Below are 13,637 nucleotides of genomic sequence, written 5' to 3' on the forward strand. Positions count from 1 at the left end.
GTTACATAAGGGCGCCCAGGCTTATTACAAGGGGCAGCGAATGAAATTTTTTGTGTCTGCTCGAGGGTAAATGCAACACGGCACCCGCAGGTGCCGTGCCAGTGCAGCGGTTATTTGCTGTCGCGGTGTTCGAACTCGCCTTCGATCACATCGCCTTCACGCCCCAGGGGCTGGCGCGGGGCCGGGCCACCGCGGGATTGCAGATCGTCGGCAAAGGCGCGCTGGCGCAGGGCCGCTTCTTCGGCGCGCTGGCGCATCTTGCCCGCCAGCAGTTTACGGGTAACCGGCAGCAGCATGACCAAGCCGACCACGTCGCTGATAAAGCCGGGCAGGATCAACAGGCCACCGGCCAGCGCCATCATCAGGCCTTCGAGCATGGTCTGGGCGGGCAGTTCGCCGCGGTTCAGGCTGTCACGGGCACGCAGCGCCGTGGCCAGGCCGGCGACGCGCAGCACCAGAACGCCGAGCATCGAGCCGAGAATGATCAGCAGCAGTGCCGGGAAAAATCCGATCGCACCGCTGACTTGAACGAATACGAACAGCTCCAGCACCGGGAACAAGAGAAAAAGCAGCAAAAAAGGGCGCATCAAATGGTTCCTCAACGCAAGAATGCCTTGCTAGTCCACCTTAGATGACGTCGCCTTTTCGTGAATTCAAGCGCTAACGTCTGATTTTTTCGGCCAGATCTCGGCGTGAGCCAATGAAACCAGGGCTTCGCGCACTTGTGTCGGCGTGTTGCAGGACTCGGCAAACGGCAACCAATGCAGGGACTGGCCGATGCGCAGGTGCATGCCTTCGCTGTCGATACCCACCAGGTGTGCCGGTTCGGTCTTCGGTAAACCGGCGAGGTCGACGTAATGGGCGATGGCCTTGGCGTGATCGCTGTTCATGTGCTCGATCATGCTGTGCTCGGCCTTGCCCGCGAACGGATTGGCCAAGGTGATCTGGTCGACCCAGTGAATCGCGCCAAACCCACCGATATACCGGTGGCGCACCGGCTGAAGTACCCAGAAATCGAAGTCGTGGGCCTTGTGGTAGTTGGCCGACTCGGGGAAGTAGCGGTAGTAGCGCTCGGCGGCGGCTTCGATGGCAGCGGCGTCCTCCAGCTTCTCGGCTTGCGCCAGGTAGGTCAGGCGCCCCACGGCCTGTACGTCGTCGGCCTCGCGTTCACCGACCAGCAGCGAGCACTTGGGGTCTTTTTGCAGGTTATGGGTGTGCTGGGCGATGCGACTGATCAGGATCAGCGGGCGACCGTGCTCGTCGAGGCAGTACGGCACGACCGAACCGAAGGGAAAACCGGGCATGGCTTTGGACAGTGTGGCCAAGGCCCCACGGTACTCCTTGAGCAACAGCTCTCGGGCGTTGCTGGCAACGTGCGCGCTCAATGTATGACTCCTGGTTGTTTCGCCGCCCATGGCATATGGGAATGGATCTCAACACAAGGTAATCAATATCCGCGCAGGTTGCCAGAGCACTCGGTGCGGCGTTACCAGGCCACGCCAAAGCCTGCGGTGTAACGGGTCTTGCTCAGGCTGCTGTCGGAGTCGCCGCTGATGACGTCGCGCTCCGCCTTGAGATTGAGCGAGGCCCATTCGGTGACCTTGTAGCGCAGGCCCATCTCGGCATCCAGGGCATAGTCAGCCGGGCCGTCGAGAGGCTTGCCCAGCTCGCCGTTGGTGAAGAATTCCACGGTCTTGCCCACCAGATAGCGGTTGTAGTTCCACTTCATGGCCAGGGAATAGAAGTTGTCCTTGCCGCCATCGGCGTATTCGTAATCGGTGCGGTTGACCAGCGAGCCGAGGGAAAACGCGCCCAGCTCGTCGTCCCAGAACTGATAGCCCGGGCCGGTACCGACGGTGCGCTGGCGTGCCAGGTCTTCGACCTTGTCGCGCTTGTAGGTCAGGCGGCCCTGCCAGAACCAGTGCTCGGTGATAAAGCGGTCCAGGTCGTATTCCAGGGACCAGTTGTCGGTGGTGGTGACGTCGTCCTGGAACTCGCGGTTGTATTCGCCCTTGCCGGTATGGCGCCACTGGCCGTGACGGGCCGAGGTCTTGAAGTCGACGTCATAGTCGTTGGTGTCTTTGTCGGCGCGCTTGTAGTCCAGCGCCAGGTCGACGTTGCCCTTCCAGACCAGGTCCTCGATCACAGGCTTGGGCTTGATGATCTGCTGGATGCTGGCCAGGTCCACGGTCTTGGGCGCTTCGCCGTTGGCCAGTACGACCTTGCCATCTTCGGCAGGCTTGAGGGACTTGGCCTTTTCACCGCTGTAGGCGTCCTGCTTGACCAGCAGTTCCTGGTCGCTCTCCAGGGTTTTGACCTGCTTCCAGTCCACCGGGATCGAGCCGCCGTAGCTGGTCTGGATCAGCAGTTTGCCGCCGTCGAAGACTTTGATCTTGCCGGTCAGGCGATCACCGTTCTTCAACCAGACGGTGTCGGCGAGCAAGGGCGTGGAGGCACTGAGAACAGCGAGGCACAGCAGGGTTCTGGACAACATAAGCAGATACGGGGCTCGGGGTTGGCGAAAAGAAGGGGCTATCGTCGTAGATAGCCTGAACTGACTCAACTATTTATAGTGAGTTCAATACTCACCGCCAAGTTTACAGACGTTTCTTACAAAAACACCGACGTTCTCAACGGATAGCCTCACAGTGAATACACCTGCCGACACCCCGCAGAGCCCCGCCGACATGCGCCGCACCGCGCTTTACTTGACGTTGGCGCAAGTGCCGCCAGGTTGCGTGGTGAGCTACGGCGAATTGGCGCACCTGGCAGGCTTGGGCCGTGCCGCGCGCTGGGTGGGGCGTACCTTGAGCCAGCTACCGGGGGACACTCGCCTGCCCTGGCATCGGGTGTTGGGTGCCGGCGGTCGGATAAGTCTGCCGGTGGGCAGTGCCTCAGGTGACGAGCAACGTGCGCGTTTACGTAGAGAAGGTGTCACTATCCTGAACAATCGCGTTGATATTCAGCGTCATGGCTGGCGCCCGGTAGAGCACAGCGGTTAGAGTGCGCGCTTTGTTTCCGCAAATCTGAGGCAGACTCCAGCCCATGCCCCGTAAAACCTGGCGCGCCGCGCTCGCCGCCTATGCCAGCCCCTCGACGTTAGTGCTGTTGTTGCTCGGTTTCGCTGCCGGCCTGCCTTATATGTTGGTGTTCTCGACGCTTTCCGTGTGGCTGCGTGAGGCGGGTGTTGCCCGCGAGACCATCGGTTATGCAAGCCTGATCGGGCTGGCCTACGCCTTCAAATGGGTCTGGTCGCCGCTGCTCGACCAATGGCGCCTGCCGTTGCTCGGTAAACTCGGGCGCCGGCGTTCCTGGCTGGTGCTTGCCCAGTCGCTGGTGATCCTCGGATTGATCGGCATGGGCTTTTGTGACCCGCAAAAACACCTGTCCTGGCTGATTGCTATTGCCGTTGTCGTTGCCTTCGCGTCGGCCACCCAGGACATCGCGGTCGATGCCTACCGCCTGGAAATTGCCGACGACAGCCGCCAGGCCGCCCTCGCCGCCAGCTACATGTCCGGTTACCGCATCGCCGCCCTGCTCGCCACGGCCGGTGCGCTGTTCTTTGCCGAAGGCTTCGGTTCCACCGGTTTCAACTATAAACACTCGGCGTGGACCGGCACTTACGTGCTGTTCGGCGTGTTGATGGTGCCGGCACTGCTCACCACCCTGTTCATGCGCGAACCCAACGTGCCGCTGCGCACCCAGCTGCAGGCCGGGCGCTACAGCTTCGTGCATCAGTTGGTGTCGGTGTTCGTGTTGATCGTGCTGCTGGTGTCGGTGCCGGCGATGTTTACCCAGCTGTACAACACCGATTTCGCCAGCGTGCTGTTCCAGGGCGTAAGCCTGTGGGAACTGCTGATGGAAGACCGCGCATTCCTGCGGGCCATCCTTTATATCCTGCTCACCAGCCTGTGCCTCTCGGCCATGGGCCGCCGTGGCCTGGCGCCGGTGCTGACGCCGGTCAACGACTTTATCCTGCGCTACCGCTGGCAGGCGTTGCTGCTGCTCGGGTTGATCGCCACCTACCGCATGTCCGACACGGTCATGGGCGTGATGGCCAACGTGTTCTATATCGACCAGGGCTTTACCAAGGACCAGATTGCCGGGGTCAGCAAGATCTTCGGCCTGATCATGACCCTGCTTGGCGCCGGCATGGGCGGCCTGTTGATCGTGCGGTTCGGTATTCTGCCGATCCTGTTCATCGGCGGCGTGGCCTCGGCCGGCACCAACCTGCTGTTCGTGATGCTCGCCGACATGGGCCCCGACCTGCAGATGCTGATCGTCACCATTTCCCTGGATAACTTCAGCTCGGGCCTGGCCACGTCGGCGTTTGTCGCGTACCTGTCGAGCCTGACCAACCTCAAGTTCTCCGCCACCCAGTACGCGCTGCTCAGCTCGATCATGCTGTTGCTGCCGCGCCTGATCGGCGGCTATTCCGGGGTGATGGTGGAGAAGTTCGGCTATCACAACTTCTTCATGATCACCTGCCTGCTGGGTGTGCCGACGCTGTTCCTGATTGCCTTGCACTGGTTCCAGGAGAACCGGCGCATTCGGTTGAATCCGCCACAGGAAGACTGATACGACTCAGTCAATGTGGGAGGGGGCTTGCTCCCGATAGGGGTGTGTCAGTCAGTGCATCTGACACTGACACATCGCTATCGGGAGCAAGCCCCCTCCCACATTGGATCTCCCACAGTCAGTCAGATCCCCGCGCAATGTCACGCCTGTACTCCAGCAGCAACCGCCCGTACAATCCCAAGTCATTTCAAGTCCAAGCAACCGACAACGGCCTACCATGCGTACCAGTCAATATTTGCTCGCCACACAGAAAGAAACGCCTTCCGACGCGGTTGTGATCAGCCATCAGCTGATGCTGCGCGCCGGCATGATCCGCAAGCTGGCCTCTGGCCTGTACACCTGGCTGCCCATGGGCTTGAAGGTGATGCGCAAGGTCGAAGCCATCGTTCGTGAAGAAATGAACGCCGCCGGCTCTCTGGAAGTGTTGATGCCGAGCACTCAACCGGCTGAACTGTGGCAGGAATCCGGGCGCTGGGAAGAGTACGGCCCCGAGCTGCTGCGCTTCAAGGACCGTCACGGCCGCGACTTCTGCGCAGGTCCCACCCATGAAGAAGTCATCACCGACCTGATGCGCAACGAGTTGAGCAGCTATAAGCAGTTGCCGCTGAACCTGTATCAGATCCAGACCAAATTCCGTGATGAAATCCGCCCACGCTTCGGTTTGATGCGCGGCCGTGAATTCATCATGAAAGACGCCTATTCGTTCCACGCGGACCAGGCTTCCCTGCAGGCGACCTACGACCGCATGCACCAGGCCTACTGCAATATCTTCACGCGCCTGGGCCTGAAATTCCGTCCGGTTGAAGCGGACAACGGCTCCATCGGCGGTGCCGGCTCCCACGAATTCCACGTGCTGGCCGAGTCCGGCGAAGACGATATCGCGTTCAGCAACGGTTCGGACTACGCGGCGAACATCGAAAAAGCCGAAGCCATCCCACGGGAAACCTCGCGTCCAGCCCCGACGCAGGAACTACGCCTGGTCGATACCCCAGACACCAAGACCATCGCGGCCCTGGTGGAAAAATTCAATCTGCCGATTGAAAAGACCATCAAGACCCTGATCGTGCGCGCCGAAGAAGAAGGCAAGCTGATCGCTCTGGTGATCCGTGGCGACCACGAGCTCAACGAAATCAAGGCCGCCCAGCAACCTGGCGTGGCCAGCCCGCTGGTCATGGCCACCGATGCCGAACTGCGTGACGCCATCGGCGCCGGCGCCGGTTCCCTCGGCCCGCTGAACCTGCCGCTGCCGATCATCATCGACCGCTCGGTCGAGCTGATGAGCGACTTCGGTATCGGCGCGAACATCGACGACAAGCACTACTTCGGCGTGAACTGGGAACGCGACCTGCCGGTTCCGACCGTGGCCGACCTGCGCAACGTCGTGGCCGGCGACCCGAGCCCGGACGGCAAGGGCACCCTGGAGATCAAGCGCGGCATCGAAGTCGGGCACATCTTCCAGCTGGGCAACAAGTACAGCAAAGCGATGAAGTGCGAAGTGCTGGGCGAGAACGGCAAGCCGATCACCCTGGACATGGGCTGCTACGGCATTGGTGTGTCCCGTGTGGTCGCCGCCGCCATCGAGCAGAACAACGACGAGAAAGGCATCATCTGGAGCGACGCCCTGGCACCGTTCCAGGTGGCGCTGGTGCCGTTGCGCTACGAAACCGAGCAAGTGCGCGAAGCCACCGACAAACTGTATGCCGAACTGACGGCTGCCGGTTTTGAAGTGCTGCTCGATGACCGGGACAAGAAAACCAGCCCGGGCATCAAGTTCGCCGACATGGAACTGATTGGCATCCCCCACCGCATCGTGGTCAGTGACCGCGGTCTGGCCGATGGCAATCTGGAATACAAGAGCCGGACCGAAGCCCAAGCCCAACCGTTGCCGGTGGCTGACGTGCTGTCTTTCCTTCAGGCGCGTATTCGTCGCTGAAAACCAGATCAAGAGAAGTCATGTTCAAGCGAAACACCAGAGCCCTGGGGGGCGCCGCCTTGTGCGGCGCCCTGCTGGTCAGCGGCTGCGCCAACCAGATGTCGCAACGCAGTGAGCACGAGGAGCGGGTCGAGCGTAAGTTGCTCGACCACAGCCTGCAGATCGATGTAGGCGAGCCCAAAGTGCTGGAGCTGCCGCAACGTCGGGTTCGGATTCACGAGCAGAAGACCTTCGAAGTCACCGAATTCGAAGTCACCCGGCGTTACGACCGCTACACGCCCTATCAGCCCTGGCGCAAACTCTATGAGATGCCCCTGGGTGCCGTGGCCCTGGTGGCCGGCGCGGGCGCCAACGTGGTGAACATCTTCGCCCTCGGCAACCTGCCTGCCAGCATGACGCGCGATTGGCTGAGCTATGGCGTGGACGGCATCAACCCGTTCATGAACGTGCAATCCCACGGCCGTGCGCAACAGAACCTCGCGGGTATCGATGAAGTCCAGCGTGACAAGCGCCTGGAATATTCAAGCCTGCCCTGGAGCGAACGCCCGGTGCAGGTCACCGCTGGCAGGCAGACCCATGACCTGACCACCGACCGCGACGGCGTGCTGCGCCTGAACCTGCTGGACAGCCCGTTTTCCGAGCAGGACCTCAACCGCGTCACCACCTTGAAGATCAGCGTGGAAGACGGCCAGGACGATGTGCACACCGACTCGACCCTGGCAATCAGCAACACCCTGCGCAGCAAATTGCTGGAAGCCCACGGCCTGATTTTCGACGACCTCGAGGACGATGAAGTGAGCCAGTGGGTGCACCGGGTCAAGCGCCTCTCGGAGCTGGGCCTGGAAGAAGAAGCCAGCGAGCTGGAACAAAGCCTGATCGAACTGACGCGCAATGATCCGGAGTTGCAGCAGGAGTTTTTGCAGGCCCTGGCCAAGGATGCAGGGCGGTTGGTGGCAGACCCAGGGGCACGCTGAGTTCTCAAAATTTTCCGCAGATCAAATGTGGGAGGGGGCTTGCCCCCGATAGCGGTGTGTCAGTGTCAGGTGTACTGACTGACACATTGCAATCGGGGGCAAGCCCCCTCCCACATTTTTATCTGTTACATTTTTTTAATCCCGGTTCTACCAGGCAAACTCCAGCTGTTCATTACCGCTGCGCAAATCCAGCAACCTCACCCCAATCCCCAGCAACCGCACCGGTTTTCCACCACGGTTGAACGCCTGGGTCATCAGCTGTTGATAACTTTCCAGGTCCCGCCCTGCCCCCGCCTGCTCCAGGGTGGTTTGGGTAAAGTCATGAAACTTGACCTTCACGAACGGCTTGCCTGCGCGGTAGCTGCTGTCGATTCGCGCCATGCGCCCGGCCAGGGTTTCCATCAGCTCAGGCAGCTTCGCCAGGCAGCTGGAAAGGTCCGGCAGGTCCACATCGTAGGTGTTTTCCACACTGAGGGACTGCCGCCGACTGTCGTTGTGCACCACCCGATCATCGATCCCACGGGCGAGGCTCCAGAGCCGTTCACCAAAACTGCCGAATTCGCGCACCAGCGCCAGCTTGTTCCAGTCACGCAATTGCAGGCAGTCCTCGATGCCCAGCCGCGCCAGCTTGTCGGCGGTGACCTTGCCGACCCCGTGCAATTTGCTTACCTGCAACTGGGAGACGAACGCTTCGACCTGGTCCGGGGTAATTACAAACAGGCCGTTGGGCTTCTTCCAGTCGCTGGCGATCTTGGCCAGAAACTTGTTGGGCGCCACGCCGGCAGACACGGTGATATGCAATTGGTTGGATACGCGCCGGCGGATGTCCTGGGCGATGCGCGTGGCACTGCCGCCAAAGTGCGGGCTGTCGGAGACATCGAGGTAGGCCTCATCCAGCGACAAGGGCTCGATCAAGTCGGTGTAGTCGCGAAAGATCGTCTGGATTTCCTTCGACGCCTCTTTATAGGCGTCAAAGCGCGGCTTGACGATGGTCAGGTCCGGGCACAACTTCAACGCGTGACGGGATGACATCGCGGAGCGCACCCCGTAGGCCCGCGCCTCGTAATTGCACGTGGCGATCACGCCCCGCCGATCTGCCGAGCCGCCGACTGCCAGGGGCTTTTGCGCCAGGCTCGGGTCGTCGCGCATCTCGATGGCGGCGTAGAAGCAATCACAGTCGACGTGGATGATTTTGCGCTGCGTCATATAAACGGGGTGTGGATCAACGGGTGCCCAGTATCGCATTCACCCCTGTATATAGCACCAGTAGTTTGAATCTTCCATCTGAGCGGTAGGAAATATCGCTGATGAATGTATTTTCTCAATCGAATTCAGTCTTCCAATAGAGCTGAAAGCCTCTGCCTGACTGGCTTCGCGCCCTTCAAGCGCTTGTCTCGGAGCGCTAACCGCTTGAAGCACAAGCGCTTTTTTTCGGTTTCCGGGTTGACACGCTCGCGTTCCTCTGTAGAATGCCGACACACAGACGCGGGATGGAGCAGTCTGGTAGCTCGTCGGGCTCATAACCCGAAGGTCGTCGGTTCAAATCCGGCTCCCGCAACCAAACATCAAACATCAAACAAGGCTACTCGAAAGAGTGGCCTTTTTTGTGCGCGCCTGTTTTTACCCCTCCGCCTTGTAGGAGCGAGCTTGCTCGCGAAAGACGTCAAGATACCGCTGGCTACCTGAAGCGCTTCGTTATCGTTGGCGTTCTTCGCGAGCAAGCTCGCTCCTACAATGGGCGGTGCCAAGGCCTTGATTTTGAATAAATCACACTAATTTGAGCCATCGGCTCATTAACGGTTGACACCTCGGCGCTGGACTGTAGAATGCCGCCCACAGACGCGGGATGGAGCAGTCTGGTAGCTCGTCGGGCTCATAACCCGAAGGTCGTCGGTTCAAATCCGGCTCCCGCAACCAAACATCAAAAAAGGCTACTCGAAAGAGTGGCCTTTTTTGTATCCGGTGAAAAAGTTCTTCTGAAACAATGGCATGGCATCTTTCATGAAACCGTAGACGGTTTGTAGAGTCCATCTCATTGCACGCTATGCTCAGTGCTCAAGCACTACCCTCTACGACCAATGGCCGCAGTCGCCGCACTCGGTGATCCGCGTTAATATTTGTAATTATTTTGTCCATAGGGATTGGTAACTTGGCTGGATACCTCCATCCTGTCGCGCACAATCCACGAGGTGATTGATGCGCGCCAACTCGTCTGAACCACAAGACACCGTCACAGCGGAACAACCGATCCCTCCCACCCGTTTGCGTTGGCTGGATCTGTTGAGCAAATACCGTCAGCCCATCGGCCTGGCCGTCACGCTGCTGCTGTTTGCCATTGCCTTGATCGCCTGTCGGCACCTGTTGCTGGAGCTCGACCTTTACGCCCTCCACGACTCGATCCTGGAGGTGCCTAAACCGGCCTTGCTCGGTGCATTTGCGGCAGGGGTGGCCGGCTTCATCATTCTGTTGGGCTACGAATTTTCCGGCGCACGCTATGCCGGTGTGAAGCTGCCCGCCAAGACCCTGGCCCTGGGGGGCTTCACCGCCTTCGCCATCGGCAACGCGATTGGCTTGTCGATGCTCTCGGGCGGTTCGGTGCGCTACCGTTTATACGCACGTCACGGCATCGGCGCTTCGGAAGTCGCCCACATGACCGTGTTCGCCAGCCTGGCGCTGGGTTGTGCGCTGCCGCCACTGGCTGCATTGGCCACGCTGAGCAACTTGCCGGCGGCCTCGACCTACCTGCATTTGCCGCAAAGCCTGCTCGGTGGGGTCGCCGCCGCGGTGCTGCTGCTGTCGGCCATGCTGTGCATCGGTATCTACCGCCGTCGCCTGCCGGAGCAGCCTTACCCGGATAACCTGCTGGTCAAGGTCGGGCGTCGCACCCTGCGCCTGCCTGGCCGTCGCTTGACGTTCCTGCAGTTGATCATCACCGCACTGGACGTCGCCGCTGCGGCAGGCGTGCTTTATATGCTGCTGCCAGAAGCTCCGCCCTTCGGCCCGTTCCTGTTGGTGTACCTGCTGGCCCTGGCCGCCGGCGTGCTCAGCCACGTACCGGGCGGCGTGGGGGTTTTCGAAGCGATCCTGCTGGCGGCCTTCGCCGACAAGCTCGGCGCCGCGCCACTGGCGGCCGCGCTGCTGCTGTACCGCATGATCTATGTGGTGTTGCCGCTGTTGATCGCCTGCATCTTTCTGCTGGTCAACGAGGCCCAGCGCCTGTTCCAGACTCAGCAAAGCCTGCGGGTCGCCTCGGGCCTGGCGGCACCGGTGCTGGCCGTACTGGTTTTTTTGTCAGGCGTGGTCCTGCTGTTTTCCGGCGCCACGCCGGAGATCGATTCACGCCTGGAAAACATTGGCTTCCTGATTCCCCACCGCCTGATTGACGCTTCGCACTTCGGTGCCAGCCTGATCGGCGTGCTGTGCCTGTTACTGGCCCAGGGCCTGCGTCGACGTTTGTCGGCCGCCTGGATGCTGACCATGGTGTTGCTGCTGGTCGGCGCCCTGCTCTCACTGCTCAAGGGCTTCGACTGGGAAGAAGCCAGCCTGATGACCATGACCGCCGTGCTGCTGGCGATCTTCCGACGCTCGTTCTACCGCGCCAGCCGCTTGACCGAACTGCCGTTCTCGCCGCTGTACCTGGTGGCCAGCGTGTGCGTGCTGGGTGCGTCGATCTGGCTGCTGCTGTTCGCCTATCAGGACGTGCCCTACAGCCATCAACTCTGGTGGCAGTTCACCCTCGATGCCAACGCCCCGCGCGGCCTGCGCTCATTGCTGGGTGCCGCCGTATTGCTGGTGATCGTGTCGCTGACCTGGCTGCTGCGTACCGCGCGCCCGGTGATCCATCTGCCAACCCCGGAAGAACTCGAGCGCGCCTCCAAAATCCTGATGGCGTCTTCGCAACCCGATGGTGGCCTGGCGCTGACCGGCGACAAGGCGTTGCTGTTCCACCCCAACGACGAAGCCTTCCTGATGTATGCCCGTCGCGGGCGCAGCCTGGTGGCCTTGTACGATCCGATTGGCCCGACTCAACCGCGCGCCGAGATGATCTGGCAGTTCCGCGACCTCTGCGACATCCACCACGCACGGCCAGTGTTCTATCAAGTACGCGCCGAGAACCTGCCGTACTACATGGACATCGGGCTCACCGCGATCAAGCTGGGCGAAGAAGCCCGTGTCGATCTGAAACGCTTTGACCTGGAAGCCAAGGGCAAAGAAATGAAGGATCTGCGCTACACCTGGAACCGTGGCACCCGGGACGGCCTGTCCCTGGAAATCTGCGAACCGGGCACGGCGCCGATGGATGAATTAAAAGTTATCTCGGACGCCTGGCTAACCGGTAAGAATGTGCGCGAGAAAGGCTTCTCCCTGGGCCGCTTCAGCGACGACTACCTCAAGCACTTTCGTATCGCGATCATTCGCTTCGAAGGGCGACCGGTGGCCTTTGCCAACCTGCTCGAGACGTACAACCATGACCTGGCCAGTCTTGACCTGATGCGCGCCCACCCGGACGCGCCGAAGCTGACCATGGAGTTCATGATGGTCGGTCTGATTCAACATTATAAGAACCACGGCTACGCCCGCTTCAGCCTCGGCATGGTGCCGTTGTCGGGCCTGCAACCACGGCGTGGCGCGCCACTGACCCAGCGTCTGGGCTCGATGGTGTTCCGCCGTGGCGAGCAACTGTATAACTTCCAAGGTTTGCGCCGCTTCAAAGACAAGTTCCAGCCTGACTGGGAACCCCGTTATATGGCCGTGCCCGCAGGACTTGATCCGCTGGTGGCACTGGCCGACACCGCCGCCCTGATCGCGGGCGGCTTGACTGGATTGGTGAAACGCTGATGATTCGACGCTCCTGGCGGTATGTATTGGCCTTTGTGGTGCTGCTTGCGCTGATCCTGGGCGGCGGCTACTGGTACTGGAACCGCCCTGCCCCGCAGCCGACCCTGGAGCAATTGCCCCAGGCCGACGGCTCAGTCATGACCCGCGTGACCCCGGCCAGCACGGCGAAAGCCCGCGTGGCGGTGGCCGCGATGGCCGACGAAACCCTCACCGACAGCCAGCTGATCGCCTTGAGCCAGGGCGGCTCGGCACAGATCGTCCAGGTGGTCTTGCCCAAGGAAGACTGCAAACTTCAGGAACAAGCCCTGCAAGGCGCCCTGGCCCAGCTTAAAGGCTCGGCGACCCTGGTCAGCGGCATCGGCCCTGGCGCGGCGCTTGCCTGGCGCTGGCTGGCCACCCAGAACGACGACAAGGCCAACGCCATCTCCGTCGGCTTCGCCCTGAAACAGGAAGGCTGCAACGACCCGCTGCCGAAAACCGCCGCCCATGGCAACTGGCTGGTGGCCTGGAACGACAACCCTGACGATGAAAGCGCCAGTTTCGTACGCGACACACCGCGTGCCACCACCAGCATCAGCGATTACGACATTCATTACCCGCAGGTCCTGAACAACGAGTTGCGCAAGCAACTGGTGGGTTCGGACAACGGCGGCCTGGCGATTCCAGTAGTGGAGGTGCCAGCAGGCCAGGCCAAGGACACCGTGACCCTGTTCCTCTCCGGTGACGGCGGCTGGCGCGACCTTGACCGCGACGTGGCGGGCGAGATGGCGAAGATCGGCTATCCGGTGGTCGGCATCGACACCCTGCGCTACTACTGGCAGCACAAGAGCCCGGAACAGAGCGCCAAGGACCTTACTGAGCTGATGCAGCACTATCGGCAGAAATGGGGCACCAAGCGCTTCGTGCTGACCGGTTACTCATTCGGCGCCGACGTACTGCCGGCGATCTACAACCGCATGCCGGCAAACGAGCAGCAACGGGTCGACGCGATCATCCTGCTGGCCTTCGCCCGCACCGGCAGCTTTGAAATTGAAGTGGAAGGCTGGTTGGGCAACGCCGGCAAAGAAGCCGCCACCGGCCCGGAAATGGCCAAGCTGCCCGCGGACAAGGTGGTGTGCATCTACGGCGCCGAGGAAGTCGACGAGAGCGGCTGCACCGACAAGACCGCCGTGGGCGAAGCCATGAAACTGCCTGGCGGGCATCACTTCGATGAGAACTACCCGGCGCTGGCCAAGCGCTTGGTGGATATCATCGTCAAGCACCAGGCCAAAGCCGAGTAAGTAATACACAAAACCCAATGTGGGAGGGGGCTT

10 protein-coding genes and 2 tRNA genes are annotated in these 13,637 nt (G+C 61.0%); 8 read left to right on the forward strand and 4 right to left on the reverse strand.

Annotated elements, in window-relative coordinates:
• Positions 1–110: 110 nt before the first annotated feature.
• From SC318_RS21300 to SC318_RS21310, 3 genes are all read right to left on the reverse strand, one after another.
• Positions 111–587 (reverse strand): FxsA family protein, encoded by a 477-nt coding sequence (locus SC318_RS21300; RefSeq protein WP_320428348.1) that lies wholly within the window; start codon positions 585–587, stop codon positions 111–113.
• Between the two features lie 66 nt (positions 588–653).
• A complete protein-coding gene (locus SC318_RS21305; RefSeq protein ID WP_320428349.1) occupies positions 654–1,385 on the reverse strand; it encodes a HugZ family pyridoxamine 5'-phosphate oxidase in 732 nt (243 codons plus the stop codon).
• Positions 1,386–1,486: 101 nt separating this feature from the next.
• Positions 1,487–2,494: a DUF481 domain-containing protein gene (locus SC318_RS21310; protein ID WP_320428350.1), complete on the reverse strand. Its 1,008-nt coding sequence runs from the start codon at positions 2,492–2,494 to the stop codon at positions 1,487–1,489.
• A gap of 193 nt (positions 2,495–2,687) precedes the next feature.
• On the opposite strand from SC318_RS21310, the gene SC318_RS21315 reads away from it, so the two are divergent.
• From SC318_RS21315 to SC318_RS21330, 4 genes are all read left to right on the forward strand, one after another.
• Positions 2,688–3,002 (forward strand): MGMT family protein, encoded by a 315-nt coding sequence (locus SC318_RS21315; RefSeq protein ID WP_320431276.1) that lies wholly within the window; start codon positions 2,688–2,690, stop codon positions 3,000–3,002.
• Positions 3,003–3,045: 43 nt separating this feature from the next.
• Positions 3,046–4,578, forward strand: a complete 1,533-nt coding sequence (locus SC318_RS21320) for an AmpG family muropeptide MFS transporter (RefSeq protein WP_320428351.1) — start codon at positions 3,046–3,048, stop codon at positions 4,576–4,578.
• Positions 4,579–4,795: 217 nt separating this feature from the next.
• Entirely contained in the window at positions 4,796–6,511 is a 1,716-nt protein-coding gene (locus SC318_RS21325) for a proline--tRNA ligase (protein WP_320428352.1), read from the forward strand.
• Positions 6,512–6,531: 20 nt separating this feature from the next.
• Positions 6,532–7,485, forward strand: a complete 954-nt coding sequence (locus tag SC318_RS21330; RefSeq protein ID WP_320428353.1) for a hypothetical protein — start codon at positions 6,532–6,534, stop codon at positions 7,483–7,485.
• Positions 7,486–7,632: 147 nt separating this feature from the next.
• Here SC318_RS21330 and dinB read toward each other — a convergent pair whose 3' ends face one another.
• The gene (dinB, locus tag SC318_RS21335) at positions 7,633–8,691 is read right to left on the reverse strand and encodes a DNA polymerase IV (protein WP_320428354.1); all 1,059 of its coding nucleotides are present in this window, start codon (positions 8,689–8,691) and stop codon (positions 7,633–7,635) included.
• A gap of 278 nt (positions 8,692–8,969) precedes the next feature.
• On the opposite strand from dinB, the gene SC318_RS21340 reads away from it, so the two are divergent.
• The 4 genes from SC318_RS21340 (at position 8,970) to SC318_RS21355 (ending at position 13,604) form a co-directional block, all read left to right on the forward strand.
• Positions 8,970–9,046: transfer RNA gene (locus tag SC318_RS21340), tRNA-Met, on the forward strand.
• 279 nt (positions 9,047–9,325) lie between these two features.
• Positions 9,326–9,402 (forward strand) — tRNA-Met (locus SC318_RS21345).
• Positions 9,403–9,681: 279 nt separating this feature from the next.
• Positions 9,682–12,324, forward strand: coding sequence for a bifunctional lysylphosphatidylglycerol flippase/synthetase MprF (gene mprF / locus SC318_RS21350; RefSeq protein WP_320428355.1), 2,643 nt, complete (start codon positions 9,682–9,684; stop codon positions 12,322–12,324).
• Complete coding sequence (locus SC318_RS21355) at positions 12,324–13,604, forward strand: virulence factor family protein (RefSeq protein WP_320428356.1); 1,281 nt, start codon at positions 12,324–12,326, stop codon at positions 13,602–13,604. The genes mprF and SC318_RS21355 overlap by 1 nt, the downstream gene beginning before the upstream one ends.
• The last annotated feature ends 33 nt before the right edge of the window (positions 13,605–13,637 follow it).

It is taken from the genome of Pseudomonas sp. MUP55 (assembly GCF_034043515.1).
Taxonomy (GTDB): Bacteria; Pseudomonadota; Gammaproteobacteria; order Pseudomonadales; family Pseudomonadaceae; genus Aquipseudomonas.